Source organism: Pseudazoarcus sp. NS20 (genome assembly GCF_059703745.1).
Genome location: NZ_BAAKIY010000004.1, coordinates 401,291 through 420,817, shown reverse-complemented (window position 1 = coordinate 420,817; position 19,527 = coordinate 401,291). Strand labels below are relative to the sequence as shown.

The following is a 19,527-nucleotide window of genomic DNA, read 5'->3' as shown; positions in this document are numbered from 1 at the left end:
ACGGGGTTTGCAACTGACTCAGGGCCGGCGTGCTCGCACACCTTTCACGCCACACGCCGGCTTCAAATCGCGCCTCGCACAAGAGGCGTCCTTGCACTCGATCAAGGAGGATCGCATGACCAAGCACCCGCTTACCATTGCTCTTGCAACCGCTGGCTTTGCCCTGTTCTCCGCAGGCGCGTTCGCCCAGGTGGATACTTCCACCGGCACCACCAACCCCACGGAACCGCCTTCCGAACAGCGCCCGCTGCAGTCCGGCCCGGCCGCACAGCAGGTTCAGCAATCCAAGGAAGACAGCGAGCTGAAATCGGGCGAATTGAGCGAGGCCGACCACGAATTTCTCATCAGCGCCGCGCAATCGGGCCTGACCGAAGTCGAAGGCAGCCGCATCGCCATGGAAAGCAACCCCAGCCCGGCCGTGCGCGAGTTCGCGCAGAAGATGATCGACGAGCACACCCGGGCTGACAAAGAGCTTCGCCAGCTGGCCGATCGCAAAGGCGTGACCCTGCCCGAAGAGCCCTCGGTCACCCAGCGTGCCGAGCTGCTTGCACTGCGCGCGCTCAGCGGCGAGCCGTTCAACCGCGCCTACGCTGCCCGCATCGGCGAGACGGCGCATGAAAACGCCGTCGAACTGTTCCAGAGCGCAGCCAACGAAGCGCAGGACAAAGACGTCCGCGCCTGGGCCGAGAAAACCCTGCCCAAGCTGCAGGAACACCTGAAGATGGCGCGCGATCTGCGCGAAAAAGTACGCGCAGACTAAGCGTCAGCTAAGCGCCAAGCACAACGGGCGAGACGGCCTTGCGGCTGTCTCGCCCGTTTTTTATTTCCCGAAGGCCTATTGTCAGTGCTGCGAAAACTCCGCGCAGCCAAGCCACAGACGCATGGACAGGCCCGATCACTCGACGCCCACCCGCGCAGCACCCTTCCCTACCCACCAGCAGTGCCCCAATTCCCGTCATTGCGAGCGCAGCGCGGCAATCTCGTGACTCACCACCCGCACCACCGCCGCAGATTGCTTCACCGCTGACGCTTCTCGCAATGACAGCATCCGCGGCACTGCCCCAGCCTTGCGCACCCGCCCTTCAAAGCCCCCGACTCCTCTCCGACCGCCGCCCGAGCCCCAGCATCACCCACGCCCCGAGCAGCGTCGCCACCGCCGAATACACCATCACGCCCGCCACGCCGAAGCCCTCGATCACCACGCCACCCAGCACCGCGCCCGTGGCAATCGCAATCTGGAACATCGACGTGAGCAGCGCACCGGCGCTTTCGGCGTAGTCCGGCGCCGCGCGTGCGTTCCAGATCGAGATCGACACCGGAAAGCCGCCAAACGCAAAGCCCCACAGCGCCAACGCCGCAAACGTCACCGCTGCACGCTCGCCAAAGGCCAACAACGCGAGCGCCCCCACGGCCACCAGCAGCGCGGCACTCGCCACCGCCCATGCCGGGCTGCGGGTGGCCACTGCGCCACCCGCGAGGTTGCCGAAGAAGCCCCCCACGCCAAACGCCAACAACACCAGAGACACCGTTGAGGCGTCAAAGCGCGGCACCTCCTCGAGAAACGGCCGGATGAAGGTAAAGCCCGCAAAGTGCCCCGAGATGATCAGCAGCGCCGCGCCCAGCCCGACCCTCACCGAGCGTCGCGACAGCGCTGCCTTGAATGTCGCCAAGCCGGGCGCGGCCACTGCCGGCAAGCTGGGCAAGGTCAGCACCTGCACCAACAGCCCCACCGCGCCAATCCCCGCCGCCGCCATGAAGCTCGCCCGCCAGCCCAGCAACTCGCCCAGGTACGCCCCCAGCGGCGCAGCCAACACCGTGGCCAACGACACGCCCATCATGATGATCGCAATGGCCCGTGGCACCTGCTCAGACGGCACCAACCGCAAGGCCAGCGCGGCCATCATGGCCCAGAAGCTCCCTAGCGCCAGCCCCAGCACCGCGCGCGACAGCAACAAGGTGGTGATGCTCTCGGCGTAAGCGGAAAGCACGCACGACAGCACCAGCAGCGCCATCATTCCCCACACCACCTTCTGCCGGTTCGACCGCCCCAGGCTCAACACCAGCAACGGCCCCGCAAGCGCGGCGACCACCGCCGTGGCCGTCACCGCCTGCCCCACCACGCCATTCGACACCCCCAGCTCCGCCGCCATCGGCGTGAGCAGGCTCACCGGCAAAAACTCCGCCGTCACCAAACCAAACGCCCCGAAGGCCAGCGACACCACCGCCCACCACGCCGCAGGCGAGGCCGCGCCGGACGCAGCCAAGGCCCGCGAATCCGTTGCATCGGACATCCATTCTTCCTTGAAATCATTCGGGAGCAGGCGTTCGCCGAACCGCATCCGTTCCAGCGAGGGGAAGGCCCGGCCGAAGCCGTCGAACGCCCGCGCGGGACGGTAAGCGAATGGCGGGCCCGGTCAATCACGGAGACGGTCAGAAAAGCCGAAGCATGTTCCCGATCGGGAACCATTCACTCGGAACCACCCGGATATCGCAATGAATTCCCGATCGGGAATTTTCTGTGGCTGCTTGACTGCGGCTTGCTCAACATCGTCGCCAGCCCCCGCGCACCGCTCTTACTGCGCCAGATCCACCTTCAACCAGATCGATTGCTGGCTCACTTCCCGACCCGCGCCGCGACCCAGCAGTTCGCTGCTGCGGCTTTGGTCTGAAGTAGTGGTGCCACCAAGCTCGATCCATTCGCCAAGTTGGCCGCTGACCGTTGTGCTCAGTTGGCGGGTGTCGGCATCTCCGCGTCGGCTCCTGGCGGCATTGGCGAACTGGCTGATTTCGAGTGTCACGCGCTGCCCGCTGACGCGCGGCACCGCATGAAACCCGCTCCCGACATCCCGCCAGACGGTGCTCTCACGGATCACCGCCCCGTTCGGGCCGATCACCACCTCGCGCAGCGGAATCGCAAACGAGCGCCCCACCTGAATGAAAGCCGGGCTGCCTTCGGTGGCGCGTACTCGCTGCTCACCGGAACTGCTGCGCGTGCGTTCGCTGTCACGCGCGCTGCCCTCGATTCGGGTGCCGCTGCCCCCGACGACCACATCGCCGCCGATCGAATAGCCTCGCCGGCCTTCTCTATGGCTGCCTTGGCTACTGACCTGGATGATCAATTGCCGTAACGGAGCGTCGATCTCGGCAAGCACCTGCAGAATCTGCCTGCGGTTCTCTGGCGTCGTGCGCAGGAAGAGCTTGTCATTGAAACCGGTCAGGGTTCCGCCGGGCGCGAGCAGAGGCTGGAGTATCCGCAGCACGCGGTCGGGCGTCTGATGGCGGAGCTGGATGGTTTCAAGCTGCTGCGCGGAGGCTGACGAGGCAAGAACGCACAGCGGCAGAGCGGCCAGACAGCACAGCATCCGGCGACGCGGCAGATCGGTGGTGGCGGGGAGCGAAAGGCGAGGCATGTAGGGGCTCACAACGTGTGTTCGTCTGACGGGCGGATAGGCGCGTGCTGCAGCGGGTCGTCTCTGCGAGAGGCTACCCGATAGCGCCTGACGTCGCGATGCGGGAGACACCGTTTAATGCCGTATTTACGTCGAAAAAACGCAATCGCCAGCTTGCTGGATCACCCGCCGGCCCCGAACGACTCATTGCGGCGGGCTGCCCGGCGCTACATCAGTATGCAAGAAGGTCATTAGGCCTCCCCACATGAGTACCCTCCAGTGCAGCGATCTGCGACTGGGCGAAAGCGACTGGGGATGCGCCACTGAAGACCAGCCAAGAAACAAGTTCAGGGTTTGAAACGAGCGTGAACCGCGCGATCTCCTCGCGGTTCTCACGGGCCAGCGCAACGCGGTTCAGATGCTTTTTTAGCTTGTCTGGTTTGCCCTTTATGTCGCCACCTTGGTACTCGGAAAGCTGTGAGGCGACTTCCGAATAGTTTCGGGCTAGTGAAAGATCCTTACATTCCACTATTAGCACTTCATTGCGATCTGGGCGCCATGCAAGGAGGTCTATGTCTCCGAAATCAGTTGGTAGTTTGCGGTTAAGTATTTCGGGAAAGCCGATGCCACGCCGAACAGTCCATCCAGCCAAGCGTAGCTGCCCTTCCAAGGTCGTCTCGAACGTGTGCCCTTCGCGAGCCTCTCCTAGCCACCTGTCTCTCATCCCTTCGGTACGGAAGAACTCACGATTAAGCCGTCCTGAGTGGGCTCCCGTAAAGATGTATTTCAGGGAAGTGCGGAGCATACCCGGCGCTACGATCACCCAAGGGTCGTGACTATCGTCTAATTGCAATATGGGGCGGGCAGCCACTGACAGACGGCGACCGAAGCGCCAAGGATAAATGTCGGATCGGTCAAATCCATCCGGCACCTCTTCCCATCGTGGGCGTGGGCTGAGTATGAACTGGTCGAGGACAGCATCAGCGGCGTGATCGTCGAGCCCGGCCGACTTAGCAGTGTTTAGCAACTGCTTCCGCCTCATCGTAATAATCGCCGAGTGACGCTCTATGCCAATTGATTCCAGCGCATCAACGAGGCGGATACCGTCTTCAACCGTAAAGCCCATTTCGGCTTTCCAGAGTGCAAGGAAAGTCTGGATATCCTCGTCGCGCTGCAAACTGTTAGCTCCGTCTTCCTCGCAGACCGACTCGTTCGTTTCGGGAACCTTAGCGTAGTGACGTTCGTACTGTGCCGCATGCTCTTCAAACTGTTCGGCGGTGGCTTTCGACAGCATGGGCTCCAGCACCATTTGCCCAAGCTCGTCGCGGAAGAGAAGGTCGCCTAGGGGAGATATCCTCACTGTGGCTGGCAGCGCACCGAAACGCACCGCATCTGACATCCCTCCGACGCGAAAAAGCAGTGATATACGGGCAAGGAGCCGACTGAGCGCCATGTCGGAAGGCTCCATCCCTCCCTCTGTGGGGCAGATGCAAAGGGCTAGTTCAATGACCAACCTTGAGGCCAACGTCGCGCCGTCATAACGCCCTAATTGTTCGACAATCGTTGCCTCTGCCCCCTCCTCGCCGGCGTGTAGGCCGAGGAGGGCCGCTGCCGTGCGCTGCCAGTGTCCTTTTTCGTAGCGTGCCTGCTCGCAGTTCTCCAGAAGGCGCAGGAGCGTTTTCTCGCGATCGAAGCGCGCTAGCTCGCGTTGCACGTCATACACGAGCACATCAACGACGTCGTTGAGGAGCTTTCCAACCGCCTTTTTACCCTCGTATTGGGATGGTGCGTCGGCTGCAACCGCACGCCACCCAAGCTCAATCCGGGCAGCCCCCGACTCGATGGGCTCGATGGTCACAAGACGTCGGGTCAATGAGCCGCGAACGCGGGCGACAAAGTCGAATGTCTCCATGAGATGGAAGCTGCGCGCAGTGTCATTGGGCACTGCCATCTGCTCGACTATGACGGCTTTGTCGTAAGGAGCGTTAATGCGAAGCAGCGTGGCAAACGCCGCGCCCAGCGCACGCACAAGGGCGCGCTCTGCACGATTATCTGACGCACGGAAGCCAGCAAGGTATCCGTCCTTAAGCACCACCCGAAGAGCGCCCTGTTCACGGGTGCGCTCGAGTTGCCAAAAAGAATTGAGATTCAGGGGAATTATTTCACCCTCGAATTGATCGATATCATCGCTATCTGCAAAATGCAGATAAACCTTTACGTATTTTCTGGTTGCTTGCTGATTAAAAGTTTCAAGCGCCTCGCCAATCCGACCAATCCATAGCCGCACCATTCTGGCAAGTTCAATGACAAGCCCGTGGTCTTGCATGCGGGGAGCTTCAATTGTCACCCATAGGTTGTCCTGCCCCTCGTACACACAGGTCAGGCGTTGGGTGTCTAATTCATCAATGGATGCGTAGCACTTGCTGTCGCGTTCAGTCGGGAAGAAGTCCTCTGCAGACGGTCTAATCACCCTGTGCCATTTGCCACTGTTGTCCCGGGCACGGTGTCGGTCGTACCCCATGTCGGCTGCGATGCGAACGTCACAGAGCAGATTCGTCGGAAGTGCGATCATTAGTGGGTTTTGCGGCGTGATACGTCCCTCTGGCAATTGATCATGAGGGACCATGTGGCCGTCATTGGTGCGTACCCAGCCCAGAAGGTTGAGGATGCCGCTGAAATTGACGATCTGCACACCGGCTCGCGCAATTGTCTCTTCCGCATCTTGCACACGCCACAAGGCAAGCGGGGACATCTCAGAGAGAGATCCAAGGCGGACAAAATCCGCGCCAGACATCCACTCGAACTGCCAGCCCTCAGGCAATTGAGGTTCCGTACCGGCAAAACCTGCACCCCAGCCACAACCGACGCGCACAACCATTCCGCGCTGGAAGCTAGATTCCTGGGCGAGCCCAGCAACAGCCTCTACTACATTGGCATCGAGAACACTAGTGGTCTCCTCATCAAGTTGGAGCATGCTGCTGAAACCTGTGCTCCAGTGCAGCTGTATGCAGGGTAAGACGAACTGGAGCACCATAACGTGGCCCACATCGACCTTGGAGACGGCCATTGCCGTATGGGTCGTCCTGCACTGCTGCCAGCGCAACCGCAACCTCCCCCCGCGGCCGAAGACCGGCGTCTCGAAGAAGGTGCGCGAGTACGCGCTGGCCAGCTCCCTGTCGAGCTTGTTCAGTTCTCCAGCTCGGTCTGCGAACGCTATCACTGCGTGGCGAAGAGCGATGGTGATGGCAGTGGGAAGCACAACCACAAGCCCATCTCGCGTGCGGAGCAGCGGTCTTTGCTCAAGGGTCCCCGCCCCGGGTGTCTGACCTCCAAGGTCGCTGATCTGTGATGGATCGAGTATGAAAAGCGCAAGGTCCGCAACTGCCACGTCCGCAGCTCGGAGAGTGCGATTGGATAACATGACACGGGGGCAAAGCACGTCCGCCTCAAGCCCGCCTGTATCAAGCGAGTCGGGGAGCACCTTGCCGCCGGGCTCATAACGGCGTAAACCGGAGCGGGCGCAAACGAGGTCCGATAGACGAAGAAGTGCCTGTACGGCGCGCTTGAGCGAGCGATAGCGGCTAACGTCAGGCATGTCAGAGACAATGCCGACCATCAACTGGGTATAAAAGCCTGCGGCCTCCCAGACTCCTTCCAATACTCGGTAATCGCCTCTCGCGTTCCCCACAAGTGAAACGAATACGTCTTCTGCGGGGTCTTCGCCGACGACACTCTTCGACGCACCGATGGCGCAATGCCAGCGTCGTGCATCGTCGACCGTAGCAACCCGCTGGCCTTGGCAGTAGATAAGAGCGAGGGCGGCAAGCAGCTCAAAGCGCAAGCACTCGGATTGATGTGCGGGAAGAGTGAGCAGGCTCGCGAGCAAAGCCACCGTGCCATCCCGCTCAAAACCGACGAGCTCGGCGACTAGTGCCGCGTTGTCCTTCGCGACATCATCGAACGAGTACTCGAGGCCTGCCCAAACGGGCATCTCACTCATTGCCTCAAGTAAAGGATGCAAATCCGGCGGAGGGAGGTGCTCGTTCACGTGCGGACCTATGCAAGGTGGTTGTTCTAGACCGATCTTATGTGATTTGGTAATAAAGAGAACGGAGCAATTTCAATCGAGCCTAGGGAACAAAGGTGGCCTAGGTGTTCAGTCCCTGCACACGGCCGGGGCATCACGCGCTACAAAAGTACCCCTCCTAGCTTCACGTCACACCACCTCCGCCCTCAACACCCTCGCCGCCTCCACCATGTTCGTCAGCGCCGGCAGCACCTCACTCCACTGCCTTGTCTTCAGCCCGCAATCCGGATTCACCCACAGCCGTTCGGCGGGGATGCGTTCGGCGGCTTTCTTCATCAACTGCACCATGTGTTGCTGGTCCGGAATGTTGGGCGAGTGGATGTCGTACACGCCGGGGCCGATTTCGTTGGGGTAGTTGAAGTGGTCGAAAGCGTCGAGCAGTTCCATGTCGGAGCGCGAGGTTTCGATGGTGATGACGTCGGCGTCCATGTCGGCAATGGACGCGATGATGTCGTTGAACTCCGAGTAGCACATGTGGGTGTGGATCTGGGTTTCGTCCGCTACGCCGTTGGCGGTGATGCGGAAGGCGGTGACGGCCCAGTCGAGGTAGTGCTGCCATTGGGCGCGGCGCAGCGGCAGGCCCTCGCGCAGGGCGGCTTCGTCGATCTGGATGACGCGCACGCCGGCTTTTTCGAGGTCGAGCACTTCTTCGCGGATGGCGAGTGCGAGCTGCCAGCAGGTGGTGGCGCGCGGTTGGTCGTCACGCACGAAGGACCAGTTGAGGATGGTCACCGGGCCGGTGAGCATGCCTTTCATGGGCTTGTCGGTGAGCGATTGGGCGTACTGGCTCCACTCCACGGTCATGGCTTTGGGGCGGCTGATGTCGCCAAACAGGATGGGCGGTTTGACGCAGCGTGAGCCGTAGCTCTGCACCCAGCCGAACTGACTGAAGGCGTAGCCATCAAGCTGCTCGCCGAAGTATTCGACCATGTCGTTGCGCTCGGCCTCGCCATGCACGAAAACGTCGAGCCCCAGCGCCTCTTGCTCGCGCACGCTGCGGGCGATTTCGGCCTGCATGGCGGCGCGGTAGGTGGCCTCATCAATCTCCTTGGCCTTGAACTGGCTGCGCGCCTGGCGGATTTCCGGCGTCTGCGGGAACGAGCCGATGGTGGTGGTGGGGAATTTCGGCAGGTTCAGGTGCGCGGCCTGCTTGGCGGCGCGCAGGGCATACGGGCTCTTGCGCTGGCCGAGGTCGGCGGAGAGCTTTTGCAGCGCTGCTTTTACGGCAGGGTTGTGCACACGCGGCGAAGCGCGGCGGGCTTCGACGGCGGCGCGGTTGGCGTCCAGCTCGGCTTGCACGGCAGTGCGGCCGAAGTTGAGCGCAAAGGCCAGCACACGCAGCTCTTCGAGCTTTTGGCGGGCAAAGGCCAGCCACGAGCGCACGTCCGCATCCAGGCGCTGTTCGCTATCCAGATCCACCGGCACGTGCAGCAGCGAGCACGACGGCGCGATCCACAGGCGGTCGCCCAGGCGTTGGTGCAGCGGCTCAAGCCAGTCGAGCACGGCGGCAAGGTTGGTCTTCCAGATGTTGCGGCCGTCGATCACGCCCAGCGACACCACCTTGCTGGCCGGCAACAAGCCGAGCAGGCTGAGCACCTCGTCACGCGCACGCACGGCGTCCAGATGCACGCCAGCCACTGGCAGGTTTGCGGCCAGGTGCAGGTTCTCTTGCAGCGTGCCGAAATATGTGGCGAGCAGCAGCTTGACGCTGCAGGCCTTGAGCTCGTGATAGGCAAGGTTGAAGGCATGCTTCCAGTCGGCATCCAGCTCGGTGACCAGCACCGGCTCGTCGATCTGCACCCATTCGGCGCCCTCGGCGGCCAGCGTGTCGAGCAATTGGGCATACACCGGCAGCAGGCGCGCCAGCAGGTCGAGCTTGTTGGAGTCGTCCTTGGCCTTACCCAGCCACAGGTAGGTAACCGGGCCGATGATCACCGGCTTGGCCTTCACGCCCTGGGCGCGGGCTTCGCGCAGTTGCTCGACGATGCGCGAGGCATCCAGCGCAAAGCGGGTGTCGGCGGCAAACTCGGGGACGATGTAGTGGTAGTTGGTGTCGAACCACTTGGTCATCTCACCGGCCGCCACGCCACCGCAGCAGCCGGCGTGCTCTTCTGCTGACGCAGCCGATCTACCGCGCGCCACGCGGAAGTAGTTGTCCAGCGTATCGCCATGAAAGCCGCGCACGCGCTCGGGCAGGTTGCCCAGCGTGAAGCTCATGTCCAGCACCTGGTCGTAGAACGCAAAGTCGCCCACCGGGGCGAGGTCGAGTTGCGATTGGTCGGCCCAGTGGCGGGCGCGCAGATCGGCAGCCAGCGACTTCAGATCGTCACGGGTGGATTGCCCCTTCCAGTAGGATTCGAGGGCGAATTTGAGTTCGCGCTTGGCGCCGATGCGCGGAAAGCCGAGGTTGTGGGTGAGTGCCATGGCGGATGTTCCGTAGTTCAGAAAGCCGCAATGCTAGGCCGAGCAATTCATGAATAAAAATGGTACTTTTTCATGAATCAATGAATATATCTCACACATAGACCATGCCCCTGCTGGAACGCAGTCACCTCGCCATCGTCCGTGCCGTGGCCGAACATGGCTCCCTCACCGCCGCAGCCGAGCAGCTTCACCTCACCCAATCTGCGCTGAGCCACACCATGCGCAAGCTCGAAGACCAGTTGGGCGTGGCCATCTGGCACCGCGAGGGCCGCAGCCTGCGCCCCACCCAGGCCGGCGAATACCTGCTGGCCGTGGCCAACCGGCTGATACCGCAGCTTGACCACGCCGAAGAGCGCCTGCGCCAGTTCGCGCGTGGCGAGCGTGGCGCCCTGCGCATCGGCATGGAATGCCACCCTTGCTACCAATGGCTGCTGAAGATCGTGTCGCCGTATCTGGCCGCGTGGCCGGCGGTGGATGTGGATGTGAAGCAGAAATTCCAGTTCGGCGGCATCGGCGCGCTGTTCGGCTACGAGATCGACATGCTGGTCACGCCCGACCCGCTCTACAAACCGGGCCTGCACTTCGAGCCGGTGTTTGATTACGAACAGGTGCTGGTGGTGGGCCCACAACACCCCCTGCGCGGCGCGGCGTATGTGCGGCCAGAGCAGTTGTCGGACGAAACGCTGATCACCTACCCGGTGGAGACCGACCGACTCGACATCTACGCGCAGTTTTTGACGCCCGCCGGCATTGCGCCCAAGCGCCACAAGCCCATTGAAACCACCGACATCATGCTGCAGATGGTGGCCAGTGGCCGGGGGGTGGCGGCCTTGCCGCGCTGGCTGGTGGAAAAGTACGCCGCCAAGCTGGATGTGGCGCCGGTGCGGCTCGGGCCGCGCGGCATTGCCAAGCAGATTTACCTGGGCATCCGCGAGGCAGATGGGCAAATCGACTATCTGACGGCGTTTGTGGAACTGGCGCGCCGGCACCGCGACGAGGCGGCACCGGCGGTGTGAACGGCTACTTGCGTATGGCCCGCACGAGGCCGATGAGGATGCATGCGCCAAGGATGCCGGCAATCAGGTAGCCCAGCCAGCCGCCGAAGGAAATGCCCAGAATGCCGAACAGGAAGCTCGCCACCGACGCACCGATGATGCCCAGCACGATGTTCCACAAGATGCCGGTGTTGGTCTTCATCACGCCCGACGCAATCCAGCCCGCAAGCCCGCCAATGATGATGGCGGCCAACCACCCAATACCTGCTTCGCCCATTTCGTATCCTCCCGCGATTTGTTGAAAAGCCCGCAGCGTGGGGCTGCGGGCGCTTCCGCATCATGCCGCAACGGCATTGCCATATTTGTGCGCAAGCGTAAAAAACCGAGACCGAGCGGCGCATGAACACCGCAGCGGCTGCAGTATGTACGGCACGCAACATTCACCGCCAGCAAAACCTTAGGCGGGTCCATTCAGGGGCATCGCCGCTACTCTGTACACCTTGCGGACTGCCATGCGAGGGCATGATGAAACTCTTCCGATGCCAGTGCTGCCAGCAGATGCTGCACTTCGAAAACACCGTGTGCCTGCGCTGCAACACTCCGGTGGGCTACCTGCCGCAGGAAGATCGCATGGCGGCGATCGAGCCCGACGGCCCGCGCTGGCGGGTGCTGCCCAGTGCCGGCGCCGCGAGCGGGTCCAACATTCAGCGCTGGCGCTTCTGCAAGAACTGGGAGCACAGCGCCTGCAACTGGATGGTGCCGGCCGACGAAGGCTCCCCCGACACCGAGTTCTGTCTGGCCTGCCAGCACAACCGCACCGTGCCCAATCTGGACGACCCGGTGAACAACGCGCACTGGCAGAAGATCGAAGCCGCCAAGCGGCGCTTGTTCTACACGCTGTTCCGTCTTCGCCTGCCGCTGCCCGTGCCGGACAGTGGTCACCCGCAACCGCTGGAATTCGACTTTCTCGCCGACCGACCCGACAGCGACGAGCCAGTGTTCACCGGCCACGCCGACGGGGTGGTGACCATCTCGCTGAACGAGGCCGACGACGTGCTGCGCGAGAAGGCACGCACCCAGATGGGCGAGGCGTATCGCACGCTGCTCGGGCACTTCCGCCACGAAATCGGCCATTACTACTGGGATCTGCTGGTGCGCGACGGCGCCGGCGACACGCTCGCGCGGTTTCGCGATCTGTTCGGCGATGACCGGCTCGATTACGGCGAAGCCCTGGAGAAGCATTACCGCGACGGCCCGCCGCCGGAATGGGCGGAAACGCACGTATCCGCCTACGCGACCATGCACCCGTGGGAAGACTGGGCCGAAACCTGGGCGCATTACCTGCACATGGTGGATACGCTGGAAACGGCCAACAGCCTGGGCATCGCCGTGCGCCCCGAGATGGATATCCGCGGCGAGCTGTCGACCGAGATCGACGTCGATCCGTATCAAATCAGGGATGTGGAGCAGTTGCTGGAGTCATGGGTGGCGCTGACGGTGGCACTCAACACCTTGAGCCGCTCGATCGGCGCGGCCGACCTCTATCCGTTCGCCCTGCCCCAGCCGGTGCGACGCAAAATGGCTTTCGTGCACGATCTGGTCATCGGGCAGCGTCCGTAAGGCTCGCAGCCCACCATGCAGCCCCGCGCCTTGCACGAATGAGGCGCAGTCAGACGGCGGACGCACGCGCCGCGCGGCGTTGCTTCTTGACGGCGTACATCGCCAGATCGGCGTGGTGCAGCAGTTGCTCTGCCGTGATGCCTTCGCCCGGGTGATAGAAGGCCGTGCCGAAACTGCCCTTGAGCGCCAGCTCGTGGCCGCTCAGCACCAGCGGTTCGCCCAGGCATTGGCTGAATTTCTCGGTGATGGGCTCGACTTCGGCCTCGTCGTGCAGGCCCTCGAGCACCACCACGAATTCATCGCCGCCCAGCCGCACCACGAAATCGGTGCGCCGGGCCGCACCCAACAGCCGGCGCGCCACCTCCTTGAGCAACTCATCGCCCACATCGTGGCCGAGCTCGTCATTCACCTGCTTGAAGCCGTCGAGATCGAGGAACATGAGCGCCAACAGGTCGCCCGAGCGGTCGGCCCGCGCCATGCCGCGCGGCAGCATTACCGACAACTGGCGACGGTTGGGCAGGTCGGTCAAGGGGTCGTGGAAGGCCTCACGCTCCAGCAGCAGTTCGATGCGCTTTTGCTCGGAAATGTCGGTGATGAAGCCAACGAACCGCACGAGCTTGCCGAACCGCATCTCGCCCACCGCGAGACGGATCGGAAAGGTGGAGCCATCCTTGCGCTGGGCAGTGGTTTCTCGCCCGATGCCGATCACGCGCGCCGGGGCGCCACCCAGATAGTTGGCCAGATAGCCGTCATGCATCGAGCGCTGCGGCTCGGGCATGAGCATGCTGATGTTGTTGCCGATCAGCTCACCCGCCTGCCAGCCGAACAAGCGCTCGACCGACGGATTCACCGACACCACGGTGCCGTCGCGCTCGATGGTGATGATGGCGTCTACCGCCGTATCGAAGATGGCCTTTTGCCGCAGCTCGCTGATGCGCAACTGGCTGTACAGCGCCTTGAAACGCAGCACCAGATTGCCCGCCAGCACGGCCATGCCCAGCGTGAGCGTGACCACGGTGATGCCGATGACGATATCGAAATCGATCGTGGGCACGAAGCCCGGCATGTCTTCACCGACGAAGCGCGCTGCCCGCATCGCCACATAATGCATGGAAGCCACCGCCCCGCCCATGACGGTGCCACTGAGCAGCACAAGGTGAATCTCGTTGAGCCAGCAGCTTTTGTGCAGGCCGAAACGCAGCCACAACGCAAACCACGCCAGCAGCACCGACACCGCCAGCGAAGCAAAGAACCAGAACGGGTCGAAGCGCAGCAACGGGGCCATCTGCATGGCCGCCATGCCCATGTAGTGCATGGCGCCGATGCCGCCCCCCACCAGGAAGCCGCCCCCAAGCAATTGGCTGCGCGTAACGCTCTCGCGTACCAGCATGCTCAAAGCCATCCATGAAGCCAGCAGGGCCGGCACCATCGAGACGATGGTCATGAAAGGGGCGTAGCTCACCGGCACGCACAACTCGAACGCCATCATCCCGAGAAAATGCGTCGACCAGATGCCTATGCCGAGCGAAACCGTGCCGGTAGCAATCCCCAACTGACGAAACATTTGACTGTGGCCGGCACGCGCAAGGCCCGCCACCTGCATGGCAATGCACGAGACCAGAACCGCAATCACCAGAGAGAGCACCACCAGAGCCGGCTGGTAGGTGCCGACCATCAGCAGCGTGGGATCACCACCGACCCAGAAGAAGCGCTCCAGCATGAATCCCCTTTAAGACTGGGAACTGCACCGTCACCCGCCATGAACAGCGATGCCGTATCGATACTATAGGAACGTATAGCGAACTTCGTGCATAAGAAAATTTGAATGCGCTGCGGTTTGTTGCGCGAATGCAGCGCCGCGGTCGACCACACTTGCATGTCGTTTTTTACATAAGCGCACGGCATTGCAGGATCCGACGGAAAAGCAGCCCACATGCTCACTGGATTGCGGCGCTTCGCTCGCAATGACGGCAAGAGGCCGTGCGGCCATCAGATCGGTCAGGGCTCACGGCAACGAACGGCGCCGCGATGCTCCAAAGGCGACCTATCCGCCGTATCCGAATGCCGCGCTAACCCCTATCCCGCCCCCCGCAGAACCTCGATAGCCTGTCATTGCGATGCGCGCAGCAACGAAGCAATCTCGCAGCGCCTGCACATTGCACATGTAGCTGGTTGCCGCACTGCGCTCGCAATGACGTCGGGCGGCGGTGCCACATGCCATAGGCACCCACACGGTTTCACCCATGCGTGCAAGCCGTTGCGGTCGCGCACACGCCACGCGCATTGCCGCGAATCTTGCGCTTCGCACACCGTACCGACTTGCGCTACGTCAACAACCCGCAATCCAGCCCTTCGGCCTGGCAAGGGGCGGTGCTACCATCGCGCCACGCTAGGGGTCCTGGAGACGTCGTCTTCGGGTGAGAAAGACCCTTGAACCTGACCTGGATAATGCCAGCGTAGGGAAGCTCGACGTTCTTGGGGTGTTTCCACCCGCGTTCGTTTCGGTCGTCCTTGCGCATGCTTGTCCCCCGCGCAAACGAGGAACGAACATGCTTCTACCACCCTGTCACCTGCGGCGGCTCGCGCTGCCCGCGGCACTCGCTTTTTCCGCTCCGGCTCTCTCCCAAACCGCCGAACCGCCCGAAACCACCCTTCCCGAAGTGGTGATCACCACCTCCGGCGAGTCCGTCGACGGCATCGCCAAGAAGGCGCGCATCGGCACCTTCACCGAAGCCCCGCTGCGCGAGACGCCGGTGTCGGTCAAGGTGATCACGCAAGAGCAGATGCAGGATCGCAGCATCCGCACCGCCACCGAGGCGGGCAAGTACGACGCCAGTGTGCAGAATTCGTACAACGCCATCGGCCTGTCCGACCGCCTGGCCATTCGCGGCTTCGAAATCAGCACGGGCGCCAACTACCGCAAGGACGGTCTGCTGGTGCTGGCGCAGGCGCCGATCATGCTGGAGAACAAAGAGCGGCTGGAAATCCTCAAGGGCCTGGCCGGGCTGCAGGCCGGTGTGGCCTCGTCCGGGGGCGTGCTCAACTACGTCACCAAGCGCCCCACCGACTACTCCCTGCGCAGCGTCACGCTGGAAGCAAGCGAGCGCGGCACGATCTATGGCTCCCTCGACCTGAGCGACCGCTTCGGTGAAGACCGCCAGTTCGGCTACCGCATCAACGCCATGGCCTCAGAAGTGCGCTCGTATGCCAAAGGCTCGAACGGCGAGCGCCGCTTCTTCTCTGGCGCCTTCGACTGGCAACTCACCCCCGACAGCCTGCTGCAACTCGACTTCGACTACCTGCACAAATCACAGCTTTCGGTACCGGGCTTTCAGTTGCTGGGTGGCACCACGGTGCCCAAGGGCGTCAGCGCCCGCGACATGCTCAACAACCAGCCGTGGAGCAGCCCGGTGGTGGACGACGTGACCAACGTCGGCCTGCGCTTCCAGCACAAGATCAACGATGCTTGGCGTACCGAGGTGTCGGCCAACTATTTCGAGCTGCGCCGTGACGACGCGGTAGCTCTGCCCACAGGCTTCCAGGCCAATGGCAACTACAGCGTGATTGACCTACGTCGCGACGATGACAAGCGCACGGTGCTGGCAGGACAAGCCTTGCTGCAGGGTGATATCCGTCTCGGCTCAATGCGACATGAGGTGACGTTTGGTATGGCCGCGCATGAACGGCGCGATCATTTCGCCGAGTATGTTTCTGCATTCGTCGGCACGAGCAATATTTATAACCCGATCAACCTCGCCCCCAGTCCTCTCGCGAACAACCCCGTCCGCCTGCGCCGGCAAGACAATGAGCACGCTCTCTTTATTCAAGACGTCATGCACCTGAACGAGCAGTTCAAGCTGCATGCCGGGCTGCGCCACGTCCGGCTTGATCGCGACCAATACGACGCCAACGGCAGCCCGTTGAGCCGCAAGAACCACCGTTTTCTGCTCCCCAACGTCGCACTCGTGTTCAGCCCGGATCAGCGCTGGTCATTCTATGGCGCGTATTCCGAAGGATTGGAGCCAGGCGGCGAAGCACCCGTTGGGACGACTAATGCGGGACAGGCTATCGATCCGACCAAATCTCGCCAGATCGAAGTCGGTTTGAAAGCTGATCTGACGGAGCGACTCAACGTCAGCGCGGCGCTGTTCCAGATCAAGCGCCAGTACGAGTACACGTCAGCCGCCAACGTTTACACCGCGTCCGGCATAGACCGCCGCCGCGGCCTGGAGCTCTCCGCAGATGGTCGCGTCACGCGCAACCTCCTGGTCGGCGCGAGCGTGGCCACCATCCTCGCCGATGTCGATGGCGTGGAAGGCAAACGCGTGGGCAACGTACCCAAATACAAGTCCGTGGTGTACGGCGAATACACGCTACCGTCCATGCCGCAGGTGCGCCTCAACGGTAGCTGGCAGTACTCCAGCAGCAAACTGTTTGCGCCCAGCGGCAACGAGCGGGCCAAGCTCGCCGGCTACCACGTGTTCAACCTCGGCGCGCAGTACATGACCGACGTGAACGGCGTGGCCACCACCATCCGCTTCGGGGTGAATAACGTGTTCGACAAATTCTATTGGGGTGACACCTCCAGCACCTTCGGCGGCTACATGATTCCCGGCGCACCGCGCACCTTCCGCCTGTCGGCCCAGTTCGATTTCTGATCGCAAGCCACTATAAAAAAGGGGCTCCGGCATGTGCCGGAGCCCCTTTTTCTACGCCCGCGTCAGAAAGCAGGCCGCATCGCTGCACCCAGTCCCCAAGGTTGCACCCGTAGGTCGCGATGAGCGCAGCGAATTGCGACGCCCACGCCCACTACCCGCGCTGCCGTCGCATTTCGCCTACGGCTCAACGCGACCTACAACTGATCACGCACCACACAAACGAAACGGGCCCAGGTATCGACCAGGGCCCGTTTTACATGCTCTCCAAAAGGCGGGCATGGCGGCATCGCCAGCCCGTCTGAGGCTCAGAAGCTCTCTTCGCTCAGCTTGCGCGTCGACATCGACAGCGACTCCAGCTCGAAGGGCTCAGAACCTCGGCGTACGAAGCGCAGCGCGTAGATCACCACCACCGGCACCACGGCCGCCAGCAGGAAGGATTCGAGCAGGTAGGTCATCGGCGCCCCCGGCATGGGAAACACCACCAAGCCCGCCACCAGCCCGGCCAGCGTGCCGGCCATGGCCGAGAAGCCGTCGTGCGAGCGGCTGAACAACCCGTAAAACACCGGAAACGCTGCAGCCGCACACAGCAGATCGGCCAGCAGGAAGAGGTACAGCACGCTGTAGCCCTGCGCCGCCACAAACAAGGCGGGAATCGACATCAGCACCACCAGCCAGCGCGCAAGGCGCATCAGCTTGGCCGGGGTGGCCGTGGGCACGGCGCGGCTCACGTCCACCGCGACAATGCTGGAAATGGCGCTGATGCCGGTATCCACGCTGGACATCACCAGCGCAATGCCCAGCGGAATCAGCGCAACCGCCAACCACATCGGAATTTCCGACAGGATCACGGCAAACAGCGCCACCGAGTCATCCCCGCCCGGCGTGAGCGCCACGAAGGCCAGCCCGAACAAACCCATGATGAAGATGAACGGCACCACCAGCACGCCGCCCAGCAGAAAGCCGCGACGCATCGAGGGAATATCTTTGGCCGAGTAGATGCGCTGCCAGTTGCCCTGGTGAAAGATGCCGGTGAGCAGGATGGCGAAGAAGAAGGTCAGCCCGGCCTTGATGCCGGCGAAGTCGCCCAGGTCGAGCAGGCGCGGCGCCGTCTCCTGCAGGCGCTCGGTCACCGGGCCGATGCCGCCGGTGACCTGCCAGCCGATGCCGATCAGCGCCGCCACCAGCGGAATGATGATGATGACCTGCATCTTGTCGGTGAAGATCGAGGCGCGCAGCCCGCCGTAGGTGGTGTAGATCAGCGTCGCCACCATCACGATGGCCGCGCTCACCCACAGCGGCACCGGCGCCAGCAACTGCACCAGCTTGCCTATGGCGGTCAGCTCGGCGGTAAGCGCGATGAACATGTAGAACACCATGATCGCCAGCGTTAGCCAGTACATCGGCCGGCCATAGCGCAAGATCAGGAATTCGGTGAGCGAATGGCCGTTGGGCATCAACTCGCGCATGCGCTTGCCCAGCGGAATCATCGCAATGCGCGGCGACATCGAACCGAGCGCATAGCCGATCACCGCCGCCAGCCCGCCCCAAGTGGCCGCCTGCGCGGGCGAAAACAGAATCCACGCGCCCAGCGACGAGGCCAGCAGCGTCATGATGGTCGCCACCGAGCCCTGGCTGTTGCGGGCGACGATGTACTCCTCGAGGTTGCCGCGATACCGGCGCGCGTAGGCCATGCCGGCGATGGCGAAGGCCGCTGCGAAAAAAGTGAGCCACCCGATGGCGGCTTGAGTGCTGAGCATGGTGCGAGGCTCCAGAAGCAACGACGGACGGAGCCCACCCACGGAGGGGACGGTGCATCCTTCCTTACGCCGGTATTACCCGGATCAAGTATCGGGGTCATGGCTATCGCCATCTCTCAGCCGCAGGCGGCTCCCCCAGGATCAAGGCGCGGAGTATAGGCCACTTCCCGTTGATTTGACACGGGAATTTGTGCGGCCTGGGCCGGTTCGATTGCACATGGGCTTGGGTAGGGCTGTGCGTAGCTGCAAGGCAGGGCGTTTCTACCCGTCATTGCGAGAAGCGCAGCGACGAAGCAATCTCGCAGCGTCTGCAGGCTGCACACTCAGCAGATTGCCGCGCTACGCTCGCAATGACGGCCAAAGGCCGTGCCGGCGTCGCGGGGCGTGCCCGAGGATGGCACGCTGGGACTGGATTGTTCGTCCGCAAACTACAGCGTCCATTCATGCCAAACCGACGCAGCGTAGCCGTAACGCCATCCCACCCATGGCGCCCGCCCCCAGGCCCCCCAAACCCGCAACGCCAAAATCCCGTCATTGCGAGAAGCGCAGCGACGAAGCAATCTCGCAGCGTCTGCACACTTGCACACTCAGCAGATT

Annotated in this window: 11 protein-coding genes and 2 riboswitches; of the genes, 4 read left to right on the top strand and 7 right to left on the bottom strand. The window is 62.7% G+C overall.

Going from position 1 to position 19,527, the window contains the following annotated elements; genetic code table 11:
• Nucleotides 1-115 precede the first annotated feature (115 nt).
• On the top strand, nucleotides 116-760 hold the full coding sequence (locus AC6H0W_RS13750) for a DUF4142 domain-containing protein (RefSeq protein ID WP_497577749.1): 645 nt from the start codon (nucleotides 116-118) through the stop codon (nucleotides 758-760).
• 322 nt (nucleotides 761-1,082) lie between these two features.
• Here the strand turns inward: AC6H0W_RS13750 and AC6H0W_RS13745 are convergent, their stop codons facing one another.
• The 4 genes from AC6H0W_RS13745 to metE form a co-directional block, all read right to left on the bottom strand.
• On the bottom strand, nucleotides 1,083-2,291 hold the full coding sequence (locus AC6H0W_RS13745; protein ID WP_497577748.1) for an MFS transporter: 1,209 nt from the start codon (nucleotides 2,289-2,291) through the stop codon (nucleotides 1,083-1,085).
• A gap of 282 nt (nucleotides 2,292-2,573) precedes the next feature.
• Complete coding sequence (locus tag AC6H0W_RS13740) at nucleotides 2,574-3,410, bottom strand: hypothetical protein (protein WP_497577747.1); 837 nt, start codon at nucleotides 3,408-3,410, stop codon at nucleotides 2,574-2,576.
• A 211-nt stretch (nucleotides 3,411-3,621) separates the two neighbouring features.
• A complete protein-coding gene (gene upx / locus AC6H0W_RS13735; RefSeq protein WP_497577746.1) occupies nucleotides 3,622-7,437 on the bottom strand; it encodes an anti-phage protein Upx in 3,816 nt (1,271 codons plus the stop codon).
• Between the two features lie 168 nt (nucleotides 7,438-7,605).
• On the bottom strand, nucleotides 7,606-9,900 hold the full coding sequence (gene metE / locus AC6H0W_RS13730; RefSeq protein ID WP_497577745.1) for a 5-methyltetrahydropteroyltriglutamate--homocysteine S-methyltransferase: 2,295 nt from the start codon (nucleotides 9,898-9,900) through the stop codon (nucleotides 7,606-7,608).
• Between the two features lie 104 nt (nucleotides 9,901-10,004).
• On the opposite strand from metE, the gene AC6H0W_RS13725 reads away from it, so the two are divergent.
• A complete protein-coding gene (locus AC6H0W_RS13725) occupies nucleotides 10,005-10,916 on the top strand; it encodes a LysR family transcriptional regulator (protein ID WP_497577744.1) in 912 nt (303 codons plus the stop codon).
• Between the two features lie 4 nt (nucleotides 10,917-10,920).
• Here the strand turns inward: AC6H0W_RS13725 and AC6H0W_RS13720 are convergent, their stop codons facing one another.
• Nucleotides 10,921-11,172, bottom strand: a complete 252-nt coding sequence (locus tag AC6H0W_RS13720; RefSeq protein ID WP_497577743.1) for a GlsB/YeaQ/YmgE family stress response membrane protein — start codon at nucleotides 11,170-11,172, stop codon at nucleotides 10,921-10,923.
• Between the two features lie 248 nt (nucleotides 11,173-11,420).
• Here AC6H0W_RS13720 and AC6H0W_RS13715 point away from each other — a divergent pair, with 248 nt between their 5' ends.
• On the top strand, nucleotides 11,421-12,515 hold the full coding sequence (locus AC6H0W_RS13715; RefSeq protein WP_497577742.1) for a zinc-binding metallopeptidase family protein: 1,095 nt from the start codon (nucleotides 11,421-11,423) through the stop codon (nucleotides 12,513-12,515).
• A gap of 49 nt (nucleotides 12,516-12,564) precedes the next feature.
• On the opposite strand, the gene AC6H0W_RS13710 is transcribed toward AC6H0W_RS13715, so the two are convergent.
• On the bottom strand, nucleotides 12,565-14,235 hold the full coding sequence (locus AC6H0W_RS13710) for a diguanylate cyclase domain-containing protein (RefSeq protein ID WP_497577741.1): 1,671 nt from the start codon (nucleotides 14,233-14,235) through the stop codon (nucleotides 12,565-12,567).
• A 661-nt stretch (nucleotides 14,236-14,896) separates the two neighbouring features.
• Nucleotides 14,897-14,995: riboswitch (TPP riboswitch) on the top strand.
• A gap of 69 nt (nucleotides 14,996-15,064) precedes the next feature.
• On the opposite strand from AC6H0W_RS13710, the gene AC6H0W_RS13705 reads away from it, so the two are divergent.
• Complete coding sequence (locus tag AC6H0W_RS13705) at nucleotides 15,065-17,173, top strand: TonB-dependent siderophore receptor (RefSeq protein WP_497577740.1); 2,109 nt, start codon at nucleotides 15,065-15,067, stop codon at nucleotides 17,171-17,173.
• A gap of 305 nt (nucleotides 17,174-17,478) precedes the next feature.
• Here AC6H0W_RS13705 and AC6H0W_RS13700 read toward each other — a convergent pair whose 3' ends face one another.
• Nucleotides 17,479-18,930, bottom strand: coding sequence for a sodium:solute symporter family transporter (locus tag AC6H0W_RS13700; RefSeq protein ID WP_497577739.1), 1,452 nt, complete (start codon nucleotides 18,928-18,930; stop codon nucleotides 17,479-17,481).
• A 44-nt stretch (nucleotides 18,931-18,974) separates the two neighbouring features.
• Nucleotides 18,975-19,077, bottom strand: a riboswitch (TPP riboswitch).
• Between the last annotated feature and the right edge of the window lie 450 nt (nucleotides 19,078-19,527).